The 13,241-nt window shown below is 34.7% G+C and carries 14 protein-coding genes and 1 pseudogene; 11 read left to right on the top strand and 4 right to left on the bottom strand.

Annotated features, from left to right (window positions below):
* The 4 genes and pseudogenes from L950_RS20675 to L950_RS20660 form a co-directional block, all read left to right on the top strand.
* A partial coding sequence (locus L950_RS20675; RefSeq protein ID WP_031288972.1) for a hypothetical protein occupies positions 1-991 on the top strand: 991 nt, incomplete at its 5' end.
* A 107-nt stretch (positions 992-1,098) separates the two neighbouring features.
* Positions 1,099-1,518 carry a hypothetical protein gene (locus tag L950_RS20670; RefSeq protein WP_021191101.1) on the top strand — a complete coding sequence of 140 codons (420 nt, stop codon included), beginning with the start codon at positions 1,099-1,101 and terminating at the stop codon, positions 1,516-1,518.
* A 32-nt stretch (positions 1,519-1,550) separates the two neighbouring features.
* Positions 1,551-1,775, top strand: a pseudogene (locus tag L950_RS20665) (transposase); the annotation flags it as partial.
* A 296-nt stretch (positions 1,776-2,071) separates the two neighbouring features.
* Positions 2,072-2,413: a cupin domain-containing protein gene (locus L950_RS20660; protein WP_021191099.1), complete on the top strand. Its 342-nt coding sequence runs from the start codon at positions 2,072-2,074 to the stop codon at positions 2,411-2,413.
* A gap of 30 nt (positions 2,414-2,443) precedes the next feature.
* On the opposite strand, the gene L950_RS20655 is transcribed toward L950_RS20660, so the two are convergent.
* The gene (locus tag L950_RS20655; RefSeq protein WP_021191098.1) at positions 2,444-2,908 is read right to left on the bottom strand and encodes a hypothetical protein; all 465 of its coding nucleotides are present in this window, start codon (positions 2,906-2,908) and stop codon (positions 2,444-2,446) included.
* A gap of 118 nt (positions 2,909-3,026) precedes the next feature.
* On the opposite strand from L950_RS20655, the gene L950_RS20650 reads away from it, so the two are divergent.
* The 4 genes from L950_RS20650 (at position 3,027) to L950_RS28895 (ending at position 5,513) form a co-directional block, all read left to right on the top strand.
* The gene (locus L950_RS20650) at positions 3,027-3,572 is read left to right on the top strand and encodes a hypothetical protein (protein ID WP_156169784.1); all 546 of its coding nucleotides are present in this window, start codon (positions 3,027-3,029) and stop codon (positions 3,570-3,572) included.
* A gap of 210 nt (positions 3,573-3,782) precedes the next feature.
* Positions 3,783-4,052 carry a hypothetical protein gene (locus L950_RS20645; protein ID WP_021191096.1) on the top strand — a complete coding sequence of 90 codons (270 nt, stop codon included), beginning with the start codon at positions 3,783-3,785 and terminating at the stop codon, positions 4,050-4,052.
* A gap of 269 nt (positions 4,053-4,321) precedes the next feature.
* On the top strand, positions 4,322-5,005 hold the full coding sequence (locus L950_RS20640; protein WP_046792090.1) for a prolyl oligopeptidase family serine peptidase: 684 nt from the start codon (positions 4,322-4,324) through the stop codon (positions 5,003-5,005).
* A gap of 355 nt (positions 5,006-5,360) precedes the next feature.
* Positions 5,361-5,513 (top strand): hypothetical protein, encoded by a 153-nt coding sequence (locus tag L950_RS28895; RefSeq protein ID WP_021191094.1) that lies wholly within the window; start codon positions 5,361-5,363, stop codon positions 5,511-5,513.
* 7 nt (positions 5,514-5,520) lie between these two features.
* Here L950_RS28895 and L950_RS20635 read toward each other — a convergent pair whose 3' ends face one another.
* The 3 genes from L950_RS20635 to L950_RS20625 form a co-directional block, all read right to left on the bottom strand.
* Positions 5,521-6,429, bottom strand: coding sequence for an IS982 family transposase (locus L950_RS20635; protein ID WP_031288967.1), 909 nt, complete (start codon positions 6,427-6,429; stop codon positions 5,521-5,523).
* A 189-nt stretch (positions 6,430-6,618) separates the two neighbouring features.
* Positions 6,619-10,002 (bottom strand): carboxypeptidase regulatory-like domain-containing protein, encoded by a 3,384-nt coding sequence (locus L950_RS20630; RefSeq protein WP_021191092.1) that lies wholly within the window; start codon positions 10,000-10,002, stop codon positions 6,619-6,621.
* Positions 10,003-10,468: 466 nt separating this feature from the next.
* Positions 10,469-10,924 carry a prolyl oligopeptidase family serine peptidase gene (locus L950_RS20625; protein ID WP_021191091.1) on the bottom strand — a complete coding sequence of 152 codons (456 nt, stop codon included), beginning with the start codon at positions 10,922-10,924 and terminating at the stop codon, positions 10,469-10,471.
* 245 nt (positions 10,925-11,169) lie between these two features.
* On the opposite strand from L950_RS20625, the gene L950_RS34245 reads away from it, so the two are divergent.
* The 3 genes from L950_RS34245 to L950_RS20615 form a co-directional block, all read left to right on the top strand.
* On the top strand, positions 11,170-11,508 hold the full coding sequence (locus L950_RS34245; protein ID WP_231577745.1) for an exonuclease SbcCD subunit D: 339 nt from the start codon (positions 11,170-11,172) through the stop codon (positions 11,506-11,508).
* Positions 11,505-12,398 carry an exonuclease SbcCD subunit D gene (locus L950_RS20620; RefSeq protein ID WP_231577744.1) on the top strand — a complete coding sequence of 298 codons (894 nt, stop codon included), beginning with the start codon at positions 11,505-11,507 and terminating at the stop codon, positions 12,396-12,398. The genes L950_RS34245 and L950_RS20620 overlap by 4 nt, the downstream gene beginning before the upstream one ends.
* Positions 12,399-12,403: 5 nt before the next feature.
* The coding region (locus L950_RS20615) for an AAA family ATPase (protein ID WP_031288965.1) at positions 12,404-13,241 on the top strand (838 nt) is incomplete at its 3' end.

The raw sequence follows: 13,241 nt of genomic DNA, 5'->3' as shown, positions 1-13,241 counted from the left end.
AAAGTCCTATCAGGAACTTGAAAGACGTCACAATGATGTAGAGGATAAACGTGAGGTGAGAAATCCTTCTGTGATAATCGGGTGTTCAAGCCCTATCAATTCTAAAGCGTACCCTTATATGTCAAAGAAGCAATGGATCGCAGCGTTTACAAAATATGACTCCAACTACAAAGAGGACTTTCATAGTAGCAAAGGTGGAATACATGAACTAACCTCAGGTTTTGGAAATACTATTCGAGAAAATCCATCAGACATGATGATGGATATCTTAAAAACTATTACCAATGATCCTAGCATTGATATTAATTATGTATTTCCTGCTTTGGAAATTTTTGCTGAAACAAGAAAAGATCTACAGCAGGATTTAATAGAACTTCTAAAAACCGCTATAGCTAGGAAACAACATAAAAGTCTCTACTATCCTATACGAATTGCAGCTATTTTAAGTGGTAGCGATTCTGAAAGCCCTTATCTTCTGGCATTAATAACGATTAACGCTTTAAATTACGAAAAGAAAGATATTTGGTTAGATAAAAAGGAAAATGACTTGACAACCAATATTAATGGTTTGGTTACACAAGCGATGAGTACAAATTATGGTGCAGCCATTAGTGCGTTGGCTCGTATTAAAGATAGTGCCTATGAAAATCAGATATTTGAAACTGTAGAAAGTATCTTAACATCCGGTCCACCTGAAGCTAGGGCTTTGTTATACTATGAAATAGCAAAATTAACCAGAGTGAATATAGAAAGGACTAATAACGTATTTGTTAGTTACCTAGCAAAAGAAGAAGATGTTTATGTTATAGCATCATCGCTATGGTCTTTGAAGTATTTAAGAAAAAATGGGTTCAATTCAATTGCCCCTGCGTATGAAAAGTTGATTGACTCGAACTTAATAGGAAAAAATGATGCGAACTCTCTTTTACTATATTATATTGGTCTTATCTATATAATATTGAAGGAGCAAAAGAGTTACTGTATAAATTAATTAAAAACAACCATAATGCGGCTATTAGAGGGGTACGGTCGATTTTTAAGCACTATTATAGCATATCTGATAGTAAGGAAAAGAATGACAGCTTACTAGCTTATATATTGCGAGAAGTAAATATTGATGAAGAAGATAATTTATCGATTAACTTTATAGATATTAAACACATACAACTTAATGATATTTGTCTTTTCCTTTCAAACTATATTGAATCTCCTCTTTTCGCGATGTCTAATTACTTCATTGAATACTTATGCCAACAGTGTGCCTATTCGCCATTGGATGCGATAAAACTGTTTAATTTGGCTTTTGAAAAAAGACGATTAAACAACTCTTTGATTAAAGGTGCTTATAAACTAGACGAATCATATATAAAATTTATTGTTGGCGCATATGACAGCTTAACACTAAAAAATGTAGAGCATTTTACAGCTAGAAAAAAACTTTTGTTAAGATTCGATGAAGTACTACAAGACTATAAATTGAGAAGAACAGCTGACAAGATATTAGATAGATTGACTTAAAAAGATTAATTGGGGTGGTGCTATTTATAGCTATTTACACGACGAATGCTATCGAGGCCATGCATCGCCAAATCAGAAAAGTAACAAAAACAAAAGGCGCATTTACATCTGATCAAGCATTATTGAAGTTAGTTTACCTTGTGGTTAAAGATATCTCCAAAAAATGGACTATGCCTATCCAAAATTGGGGCTTGACAATGCAACAATTACACATTAAATTTGAAGATAGAATCAAAGCCTTCGGCAACTCCATTTAGGGGTCGCACACGAGGCCTACAGCCTCTTAGTACGAACCTAAATGGAGTTCAGTGACACAGTTGGCTTTACACTACCAAAGTATAAGGAAAGATTAATCACTTTGGCTGTGCGCTGTGCATATCTGCATCGGTCGCGGTCATTTTGATATTTATTAAAAAATGAAGTCTTCGTTTGCTATATGTCGTTATTGGTTTAATTAGTTAAATTATTATATTTGATAATGAAATGGACTAAAGGGTTATTATAAAACTTTACTCTTATCAATTAATTTTCGACCTCAAAACTAACACTAAAAATGGCTTTAAAAAACACAGAGAATTCTGAACATTATTTGTGGGGGGACAACTGTGATGGTTGGCATTTGCTAAAATCTGATTCACTAAGTATCATTCAAGAAAAGATGCCTCCACATACCAGTGAAGGACTGCACTTCCACAACAATGCTCAACAGTTTTTCTATATTCTGAAAGGTACTGCAACATTTAGGCTTGAAGAAAGTACTGTTGAAGTAAGTAAGAATAATGGTTTCCATATCCTTCCCCAGCAAAAACATCAAATATTTAACCATACCGAACAAGATCTAGAGTTCTTGGTCATTTCTGAACCAAAAGCTCATGGCGATAGAGTTAATCTTTAAGTTTGCAAATGCAAAACTTAAAGACATTTGCTACTCACAACTACTAAAATCTTCATTTTTAACATTCTCCACATAATTTAAAATCTTAAAAAATTCGAGATAGTTGATACCTGCTTTGGCCTCGTCCAATGTTTCCCTATACATTATAGAATATCCATAATGGATTTGCGTTTCTGGTTCAACCATAAAAATACATTCATTGATTTTCTCTTCTTCAGTAAATTGACCAATAGTAATATCAATAAATCTGCCTGTAGAAGAAAGCCAGGCATGGGTCATATCTCCTTTTTTACCATAGCATATCTGATATTCCCCAAAATTATATTTTTTCAATATAATCGCAAGTAAAATAGAAGCATCTGCACAAGCACCAGCTGGAAATGAGTTAAAAGCAAAATGCATACTTCTCACCTCTTCTCGACTAAGAATATCTCGAACACGATGCACTATTGTTTGTTCATTTATATGGTCATTTTGTATTTTACTATTATTCATTATAACATCTACTCTAAGGACGCAAAATAGGAAGATAATTAGTATTTTGCGTAATAATGAATCGCTAACCATGAAACAATCAGAAAAATTAGACTTAATTCTAAAAACACTATATAAAGTGAGGCATCAAGAAAGCTTTTCTAGATTAAATGAAATAGTAAGAGCGAGCAATATCTCCACCTCCAGTGCGAATGAAATTGATACACTTACGGACCGACTTATTGCTGACAAATTCATAGATGCTCATTTATTTGAAGATGGTGACGGCCTAATAAAACTGACCTCACTAGGAATTGATTATGTTGAAGGTGATTCCTATACTTCAAAAGGGGTTCCAATAAGTCATGTATTCTATAATACAAATATTTCCAATAGTACAGGAATATCAGTGGTAACTGACTCACAAGACGTTAATGTTAATATCACTAGTAATTCAGAGGTTAACAACAAATTAGATGAACTTATTCGCGCTATTAATTCAAACACAGAGGTGTCTAAAAATCAACAGATTGAAATGATTCAATGTATTGACGAAATCAAAAGTTCCATTTCTCAAGACAGAACATCTAAATACGCTTTTCAATCATTACTTAATATCGCAAGTAATTTTGCTGGAATTGGATCGCTAGTTCTAGAAATTGGAAAATCATTACCAGGAGTATAATGATCAGTACTGAAGTGATAACAACTGGTGTAATACAAATAATTTGTACAACGATTTTAGGCTTATGGTTGAAAAACTATCTTCCATCATATTTTTCACAAAAAGGGAAAAATTTATTCAAAATTAGTTTCTAAGAATGATTAGTCAAAGTAAGAAGGCTATTTAAAAGAACTTTTTTTATTATTTTTAATTAAATTGATATAGCAAATTATGGATTTAGAATTATTAAAAAAACGAATTGGTCAACCCAATCATGATGATGACTCATTATTTATTCTTCTATATGAAATTCTGGAAAATCAACAGAAATTAGAATTTGAAAACTCACAACTTCAAGCTAAAATTAAAAATGCTGACGAAAGGATAAAAAAATTGAAAAGGAACTGGGTGGGCATTACGGCTAATAGACAAGTCTCAAAAACTGAGCTATGCAAGATCTTCTCAATTGTAAGAGTTTATACCAAACGACTGTGTATATAATATTGTCGATGAAGCATCAACTAAACCATGATGAGTGGAGAGCTAGAGAATCGCACCCATGATAATAAGTACTATGACTACTCCGATCGCAGCACTGATAAGAGCAAAAAGACATTGCAAAGTTTGAACATATGGACTATTAAAGAGGTTAGGTGATCATCTACCTCTTGCGGTATAATACAGTAAATACTTTTGAAAATCCTCTATAAAAAAACTAATTATTAACCCTACCACTAGCGTAGAACCTTTTGATATCTGAAAGAATGAAAATGATTCAGTACATTTTAACAATCCTATCTCTTGTATTTTCTGTGTATACAAATGGACAAGTCAAGGATAAAGCTAAGTATAGCTATGATTTGTATCTCCCAAAGGATTACAGTACTAGTGGAAAAAAATATCCGCTATTAATTTACTTACATGGCGGTTCGCAAAGAGGAAATGATTTAAACAAACTGAAAGTGTACGGGCTGCCCTACCTCATAGAAAAGGGGCATGATTTTGATTTTATAATTGCTTCCCCTCAATGTCCTGGTGACAAATACTGGTCATCAGAAAATTGGTTTGAACCGCTTTATGCTGATTTAATGTCACAATATAGGATCGACACGAATAGAATATACTGTACAGGCATAAGCATGGGTGGATATGGAACTTACATTGTTGCTTTGGATTTTCCTGATACATTTGCGGCTATTATGCCATTGTGCGGTGGAATTAATGATAGTGATACAACGAGAGTGTGCAATCTTAGTAAAACACCGATCTGGACATTTCATGGTACTGCTGACGACAAAATCGCTATCACTGAAACAGAACGTATCGTAAAAGGACTGAAGGAATGTAATGGACAAATAAAATTCACGAAATTAAAAGATCGAGGTCATGGCATTGAAGATTTATATGAAACCAAACCGGAAATATACGAATGGTTGCTTAAAAAACATAGGTAGACTATTAAAATCAATCAGTTAACTAAAAGCAAGTAAAGTAGGTCGTGCATACGAACCACTTACTAGTTCCATTTCAGCTATTATTATGGTTTTATTCTGACCAGCTTCACCCCTACTTCGGAGTCGCTCTAAAGATTCCCTACTCTTTCCCTACTGTTTCTGTAGACAAACAGTAGGGAAAGAGTAGAGCAACTGTAGGGAAAGAGTAGATATTTCCCGAACAAAGGGCGAATATGGTGTGAGTACGGTGGTGAAATACTTTTGCGAAAAATTGATGAAATTAAATTTGCTATTTACATTTGACTCCATAAGTATCTGAAATAATTATATTTGTTTAACCAAAATTCAAAATACCATGTCATTTTATCACCTTCCGGATGGAAAGTTTTTTGCCAAGTATGAACAGGCTTCCATCGACCGATTTAGATTGGATTTTTCTAAAGAATTAAAAGAAAAATATGGTAAAGGAGCTCATACTCCTGAGGAGATAAAAATAATTTTAACGTGAGTTCGGTTTAAGCAGCAAGAAATAATTGATTTTCTTGTTTTTCAAACTGAATGTTTAAAGAAGGTTTTTTAGGGAAAAATGCATAAGCTGTCAAAGCACCTAAAATATTCAACAAGAAATTATTGACCGATCTATGTCTGGTATGCTGTAACTTGCAAATATTCTTGAGTTCATCATTTACACATTCAATGACCGCTCTCTTTCTGAGCATTATTTTATCGGTTTGACTTAAGTTCATTCCTTTCATATTCTTTCTTGGTTTGGTCACCATTTGTATTCCATTTCCCCAAAGGATATCAGCCATTGCCTTTGAAATATACCCTTTATCTCCATAGAGTTTGCCAAAAATGTCTTTGGTCATATCCATCATATGTTTTAGATTTCTGTCATCCACATTGCCCTTAGTCAGGTAGAATGAAAGGATTTCACCTTTTTCATTGATTATTAAATGGAGCTTAAAGCCATAAAACCAACCAATGGAACACTGGCCTCTTTCGGCTGTATCTTTAAAGACCTTATGCTGATGAATCCTCCTGTTGTGGCATACTTTAATGTGAGTAGAGTCAATGAAGTTAACACCATGACTCTGCCCTAAACAACGCATTTTAACAAATAACATAAACAGAATCGCACATCTAGGCTGCAATTCGACAAATCGATTATAAGAGATTAATCCAGGAAACAAATCCTTCAGATGGGGTATGGCATAATGAACATAGAAAGATTTTAAATTGCTGAATTGTCCACTATGAAAAAGTGTCATTAAACTAATCACCTCGCTCTCACACAAACCTGTTTTGCGGTATCTTTTTCCTAATTTTTTATCTTCAATTCGTTTTTCTTCTAAAATTGGTTGAATTTCCTTACAAAAATCATCCACTTTAACGAATATTTCTATAACTTTATCTCTAAGCATAGGGCTTGGTTTTATTTGTATTAATTTGATTATCAACTAATTAAATACAAAAATCAAGCCTTTTTTGTGATTTTAGAACTCTTTTTTAATCTTTTTCTTTATCCCGAACTCACGTTAATTTATAAAAAAGGGAGTTTGTTTAGTTTTCACTAAACAAACTCCCTCTTAAATTATTCTGTGATTTTTTGTTTAAAAAATATATCTAACCCCTAACTGCATTTGCCAAGTTGTACTTAATGTACTGACATTTTGGAAAGGATTAGTTGGTAATTCACCGTTGATCACATTCATATTGAATTCAGGAGTTCCATTTGCTGGAGTTGAAGCGGCGTTTAATACTGGTTTTCCACCACTTACTCCTGGAACCATTTTATTTCCATACAATAATTGGGCATTGTTTAAACGGCTCTGAACGCCAGAATTCTTACTTAATAGATTTCCGAAATTGATTACATCTAAACTTAGCTGTAAAGTATTTCTACGACCACCAATATTAGTGAAGATATCTTGTAAAACACGGACATCAAAACGATTTAACCAAGGCATTAAAAAGCCATTTCTTGGCAAATACTTCCCGCTATATTTTTCTAAGCCATTTTCTTTAACAAAGGTAGCTAAAGCATCTCTTTGTTGTTTTTCAGTAAATAAAACTGATCCATCCGCATTCAGACGGTCGACGAAAGCTAATGTATTCAAGTCTTTTGGAAGATAAATTAAATCATTATTTATACCATCACGGTTAATATCCGAATTATAGGTATAAGAGAAACGACCTTGAGAACCTCCATTATAATATACTCCTACTGTAGTTGCTAGTCGATTTGCATATTCAATTCTGTAACTAACATTTGCCATTAAACGGTGAGGAATTGCGAATGCTGAAGGATGTAAGATTTGATCGTTAGGACCATTCACTGTTGCCGATCCTCCCCAAGCAGAACTTGCGCTAGATCCCGCATTTGCAGATACCTCTTTAGCATTTGAGTACGTGTAGAAAACGCTTCCATTAAAACCCTTGTAATTAGGAACAGTTACCCCAAGTGTGGCACTTGTAGCAAAGCCTTTAACACTGGTGTTTGTTAATACTGTTGCACTATTGGCACCAACTTGACTTGTATAAGCACTTGCATTTACACCGGTTGGATAAAACGCTCTATTATCACCATAATCTCCAGCTTCGCCTGAAGAACCATAATTCAAGAATGTATTTGGTGTTCTTCTGTTAGCTCCTAATTGAAAAATTGCGTTAACATCTTTGGTATACATAAAATCTCCTGTTAATACTAAAGGTGTATTCGGGATTTTATAATCTGCACCAATACTAGTACGCCATACCATAGGCATCTTGAAATCTCTATCTACAAGTGCAAATGACGAAGGTGCACCATCTTTTGGTGTTTTAATAAATACATTTTCAGCACCTTTTGGAACGTTATTTAAGTGGTAATATGGATCAGTGTTGAAATTTACATTGTTAATCCAGCCCGCTACTGCACTATAACCTCCTGGTTCAATTGTATTTTGGAGTACTCCAGCATTTGTTGGCATATTTGTTAACCAAACAAATGGAACACGTCCAGAGAAGAATCCTGTTCCTCCACGTAGCACTAATGAACGATCATGGAATACATCATAATTAAATCCAATTCTTGGAGAAATTAAAAGATTTGATTTTGGCCATAATCCTGAATCATAATTCTTCGGATTACCATTAATATCCAATAATGTTAATGCATCAATTGAAGGATTAGCAGTTAATTTATTCATATATATGGGCAGTTCAGCTCTAACACCATATGTCAAAGTGAAGTTATTCGCCACAGCCCATTTATCTTGCGCATACAGTGATGCTAACCCAAAATTGATTTTTGAGTAAGTATCCTGGCCTTCATACGGATAGGTTAAACCAAACATTATCGGTGCAACCTCATTAGGTGTTCCTGTTTTTAAGAAATCATCAACTGAAGCGTATCGGTAGTATGAAGTCCCCATACGCGTGTAACTATTTCCAAAATTTTGAATTTCAAATGCTCCGCCAAATGTAAACGTATGTTTATCAGCTTGAAGCGTTAAATTGTTTGTTATAGAGTAATTATTATTAATAACGTCATTGTTGTACGAAAACAATTCTGTACCAAAACTCATATAGTTGTTACCTGTAGGGGAACCGTCAAAAATATCAACAAAAGGAAAAAGTTGATTACTTGGAGTGGTTCTGGTATCTTGAATACGCGTATAAGTTGCTAAAAATTGATTGGATAAACGGGAGCTAAAACTACTGTTTAATTCTGCTGAAATCGAACGAACCACATTTTTAAAAGCATAATTACCATTTTCAAATGTAATCGAATTTTGACTAACACGACTTGTTTGGCTACGTGGTTGAGGACCAGAACTTGCATTTGCTACCTGCATAGAATTACCAACAACTTGATTATAACGAACCGCTAGCTTATGTTTATCACTTATATTCCAATCTAATTTTACTAAAAATTTTGTACTACCCTCTTTAGCTTCATCAGCGTACCCTTCATAACGTCCTGGATCATAGCCCCATTGATTAATCAAATGATTGCGAACACTTTCTAAATCGGATCGTTTGGTTCTTGCTATATTATTTTCCGAATCTGCAACTCCGTTTTCTGATGGTTTCCAAAGATTTGCTCCTGAAGCATTGCCTCCAGTTGCCTCCTCTCTCTCAGCATTAACAAACAAAAATAATTTATCTTTTACAATAGGACCTCCCAATCGGAATCCAAAGTTCTTTTTAGTCGCATCAATTTTTTCTAATGTGACATCTTCAATTCTACGTCCTTGCAAATTTTGATTCTGTAGAAAATAATATGCGGAACCTTCAATCTTATTTGAACCACTTTTTGTAACAGCATTAATACCTGCTCCAGTAAAACCAGATTGCGTAACATCAAATGGCGCTATGTTAACTGAAATTTGCTCGATTGCATCTAGCGAGATTGGTTGGGAATTTCCTCCTGGTAATGGGCTTCCGCTTAATCCAAATCCATTATTAAAGTTCGCTCCGTCAATTTGAAGATTATTGTAGCGAGCGTCACGTCCTGCAAAAGAGTTTCCATTTGCTTGAGGTGTAAGCCTTGTAAAATCTGTTATACTTCTATTAATTTGAGGCAATTCAAGAATTTGCTTTTGACCAATACTTGTGGAAGTACCTGTTTTATCTGAACTTGTTTTTCTACCAGTAACTACAACTTCATCTAAATTAGTTGCAGATGATCCAAATACTGGATTAAGAACGAAGGCTTCACCTAATTGTAGATAAATGTTTTCATACGTAATTGGGTCTTGGCCAACATATGTAACGATTACAGTGTACGGACCACCCACACGCATATTGGCTAAATTAAAACGACCAGCAGCATTTGCAGCGCTCGAATAAACCGTGCCGGATGGCACATGTGTTGCTTTGATAGTGGCTCCTGATGTAACTTGGCCGGAGGATTCTTTCACAATTCCAGTCACACTACTTGTGGTAACTTGAGCATGAATGGTACCATAACTTGCTAATACAAGTGCAAAAAAGAGTAAAGGTCTTTTCATAAAGAAAATTTTTGTTATAAATATGCCTCAAAAGTATAAAGAGAATTTAACATTGAAAGCACTTAACAAAAACTTAACCTACTCATAACAAGAGTCTTCAATTGGATGCTTTTTTATTTAAATAAGTAATAATTGATAAATTGAGAATTTTAACAAAAATTAACATTCGTTTTTATAATTATTGTAATTTATGCATTCAATAATTGTAAAAAAGACAATGCATTCGATTGTCATAATGGATCATTTTGGAGCAAAATAATTTTGAAAGTTTACCTGTTTTGTAATATTAACCTCTAAATAAAACAAAAAAACAAGTTAGGTGTTTAGGATCCCTTTCTCGTATGCTTGAACAGCCATTCGTAAATTTCATCTTGATGGAAAAGGCGTTCCACACTCCCATGTGTACCACCTGGAATTATAGTCAACGTTACATCAGCTTCAGGATCTGCTTTCTTAATTGCATTGACTATTTTTTTGATTCAGACATGGGTACAGCACGGTCACGATTTCCATGTTGTACCCAAAGTGGTACCTGGCTTAGGTTGTCGGCATACTTAACACTTCCACCTCCACATATAGCTACTGCCGCTGCGATACGATCTGGATATTTACCTGCTACATCCATAGTGCCGTATCCGCCCATACTCATTCCGCAGATATATACCCGGTCTGGGTCGGCATTATAATGTTCGATAGCATAATCCACAATCTCTATAACTTTATCAGGATCCCATCCGCCTCTTGACTGTGGAGCGATTACGATACCAGGAACCTCCTGACCTTTATTCATCGCATAAAGTACTCCATATCGTTTAACACGATCAAGATTTGTGCCCGACAGACTCCTTCCGTGGAGAAATATCAAAACGGGCTGTTTATCGCCTGACAGGTTATCGATCTGTTCTTCTTCTGGTAAATTCAATAAAAAGGATAGGTCGTCTCCCCTTTAATGGCCTTTAGTTGGGCATATACTTCATTATTCCTGATGCTACAGATTAGCATGAAAATAATACCTAAAAGCCAAAAATTACGTTTATGAGAATTGTTTATCGTATGCATAAGAAACAAAAATACATTTTATTCTGAATCAGCAAAATAGATATTAATATTAATTAACTTCTTTTTTATAGAAAATTCGAGGTAATTTTAAGTTTTCACAAGTAAAACATGTCGCTAAAAATTTTACATACAGCCGATTGGCATTTGGGTAAACGATTGGATTATTTCTCCAGATTTGATGAACAAAAAGTAGTACTAGATGAAATTGTTCAGATAGCAGATCAAGAACAAGTTGATCTTGTTATTGTCGCTGGAGATCTGTTCGATGCGTTCAATCCACCTGTCGAAGCTATTGAACTCCTTTATAAAACACTTAAACGCTTAACGAAAAATGGTTCCAGACCTGTCATTGCCATTGCCGGAAACCACGATTCACCGGATCGTGTAGATGCTCCTGATAGTCTTGCGAGAGATTGCGGAATTATTTCGCGGGTAAACCCAACATGAAATTTAATCCTTATCAGGTTGAGGGCGGATTTGAAATCACTAAAGGAGATATCGGTTTTCTTGAAATCAAGCTTCCAAGTCATGATTTCCCAATTCGTCTCGTTATAACTGCCTTTGCTAACGAACATCGACTCAAAGAATATCTTGGTGAAGATGAACAGATCGGGCTCAATGAAGTTTTAAGTAAAAAATGGAGCTCGCTGGCTGATTTATATTGCGATGATCGAGGCGCTAATATTTTGGTTTCACATTTATACATGAATAAAAAAGGAGGTCCTGTATTAGAGGAGCCAGACGGCGAAAAACCTTTGCGTATTGGTTTTGCAGATACTGTTTATACGGAATGTATTCCTCCTCAAATTCAATATACAGCTTTAGGTCACCTGCATCGCTACCAAGAAGTGGGTGGACATCATGCACCAGTTATCTATTCGAGTAGCCCACTTTGCTATTCTTTTTCCGAAGCAGGGCAAGATAAGAAAGTGGTAATTGTAACTCTGGAACCAAACAAGGAGGCGGACTATAAAGCGGTCAACATCCAATCTGGAAAAAAATTAATACGAAAAAAATTCCATTCTGTTACAGATGCTATTGATTGGCTTACAGTGAATCAAGATTGTTTAGTTGAACTAACTCTTGTTTCAGAAACATCTTTAACGCAAGGTGAAAAGAAACGTATTGAAGATAGCCACCCGGGTATTATCTATATCATTCCTGAAGTGAACAGTAGTGCTACCTATCAAAACGAACCCATATCCAGAAGAAGTAAAAGTATTAACGAAAATTTCTCTGATTACTTCCGATATAGAAATAATGACCAATCTCCATCGGAGGAATTATTAGCGCTATTTAACGAAGTACTGGGTACTCAAACTGAAAAGGAGAATTAACGATTATGTTGCCATTATATCTATCCATAGAGGGATTATACTCCTATCAATCGAAACAAGAAATTGATTTTACGGCTTTGACAGCGGCCGGTCTTTTCGGAATTTTTGGAAAAGTTGGTTCTGGAAAATCAACGATTCTGGAAGCCATTACTTTTGCCTTATTTGCAAACACAAATCGGTTAAACAGCAACAATAGAGCCTACAATATGATGAACTTAAATTCCAATCAGTTGCGGATTGAGTTTCATTTTATTGGAAAAGAAAATAAGAAGTATGCGTTTGAAGCATCTTGGCGAAGAAATAGCAAGCAGTTTGAAAAAGTTACGACACCTGTACGAAAAGCTTATGTTTTTGAAGGTGATGAAAAAATACCACTTGAAAGTACCGATGCTGAAACTATATTAGGCATATCTTACAAAAACTTCAACCGTACAGTTATTGTGCCTCAGGGGCAATTTAAAGAGTTTCTTGAGCTTAAGGGAGCTGAACGCTCGGGCATGATGAAGGAACTTTTTAATTTAGATCATTATGATCTATTTTATAAAGTCGCTTCTCTAAGTAAGGAAACAGAACTGAAACTCCAAAATATTTCTGGCGCAGTACAAACTTTAGAGGATTACACAGAGGAAAGTATAGCTGAATTGCTTTTACAATTGGAGAATGAACAATTGAAGCTCCAAGAAGTCACAAATACACATCAACAATTAGATCAACAACATCAAAAATTATTGGAAGTTCAACAGTTCCATAAAGAAATAGCTATACAGAAACAAGCTTTTGCTCAATTAAATGCCGAACAAGGTACAATTGAAAATTTAAAGAAACAGATTCTGTTATTTCAAA

Origin of the sequence: Sphingobacterium sp. IITKGP-BTPF85 (assembly GCF_001006065.1) — a bacterium.
Lineage (GTDB): Bacteria > Bacteroidota > Bacteroidia > Sphingobacteriales > Sphingobacteriaceae > Sphingobacterium > Sphingobacterium anhuiense.
This window is presented reverse-complemented; position numbering and strand designations above follow the sequence as displayed.

What these genes read in the sequence shown, in the direction of transcription:
- L950_RS20660 (WP_021191099.1), top strand. Translation starts at nt 2,072, where the DNA reads ATGGCTTTAAAAAACACAGAGAATTCTGAACATTATTTGTGGGGGGAC.
- L950_RS20655 (WP_021191098.1), bottom strand. Translation starts at nt 2,908, where the DNA reads ATGAATAATAGTAAAATACAAAATGACCATATAAATGAACAAACAATA.
- L950_RS20645 (WP_021191096.1), top strand. Translation starts at nt 3,783, where the DNA reads ATGGATTTAGAATTATTAAAAAAACGAATTGGTCAACCCAATCATGAT.
- L950_RS20640 (WP_046792090.1), top strand. Translation starts at nt 4,322, where the DNA reads ATGATTCAGTACATTTTAACAATCCTATCTCTTGTATTTTCTGTGTAT.
- L950_RS28895 (WP_021191094.1), top strand. Translation starts at nt 5,361, where the DNA reads ATGTCATTTTATCACCTTCCGGATGGAAAGTTTTTTGCCAAGTATGAA.
- L950_RS20635 (WP_031288967.1), bottom strand. Translation starts at nt 6,429, where the DNA reads ATGCTTAGAGATAAAGTTATAGAAATATTCGTTAAAGTGGATGATTTT.
- L950_RS20630 (WP_021191092.1), bottom strand. Translation starts at nt 10,002, where the DNA reads ATGAAAAGACCTTTACTCTTTTTTGCACTTGTATTAGCAAGTTATGGT.
- L950_RS34245 (WP_231577745.1), top strand. Translation starts at nt 11,170, where the DNA reads ATGTCGCTAAAAATTTTACATACAGCCGATTGGCATTTGGGTAAACGA.
- L950_RS20620 (WP_231577744.1), top strand. Translation starts at nt 11,505, where the DNA reads ATGAAATTTAATCCTTATCAGGTTGAGGGCGGATTTGAAATCACTAAA.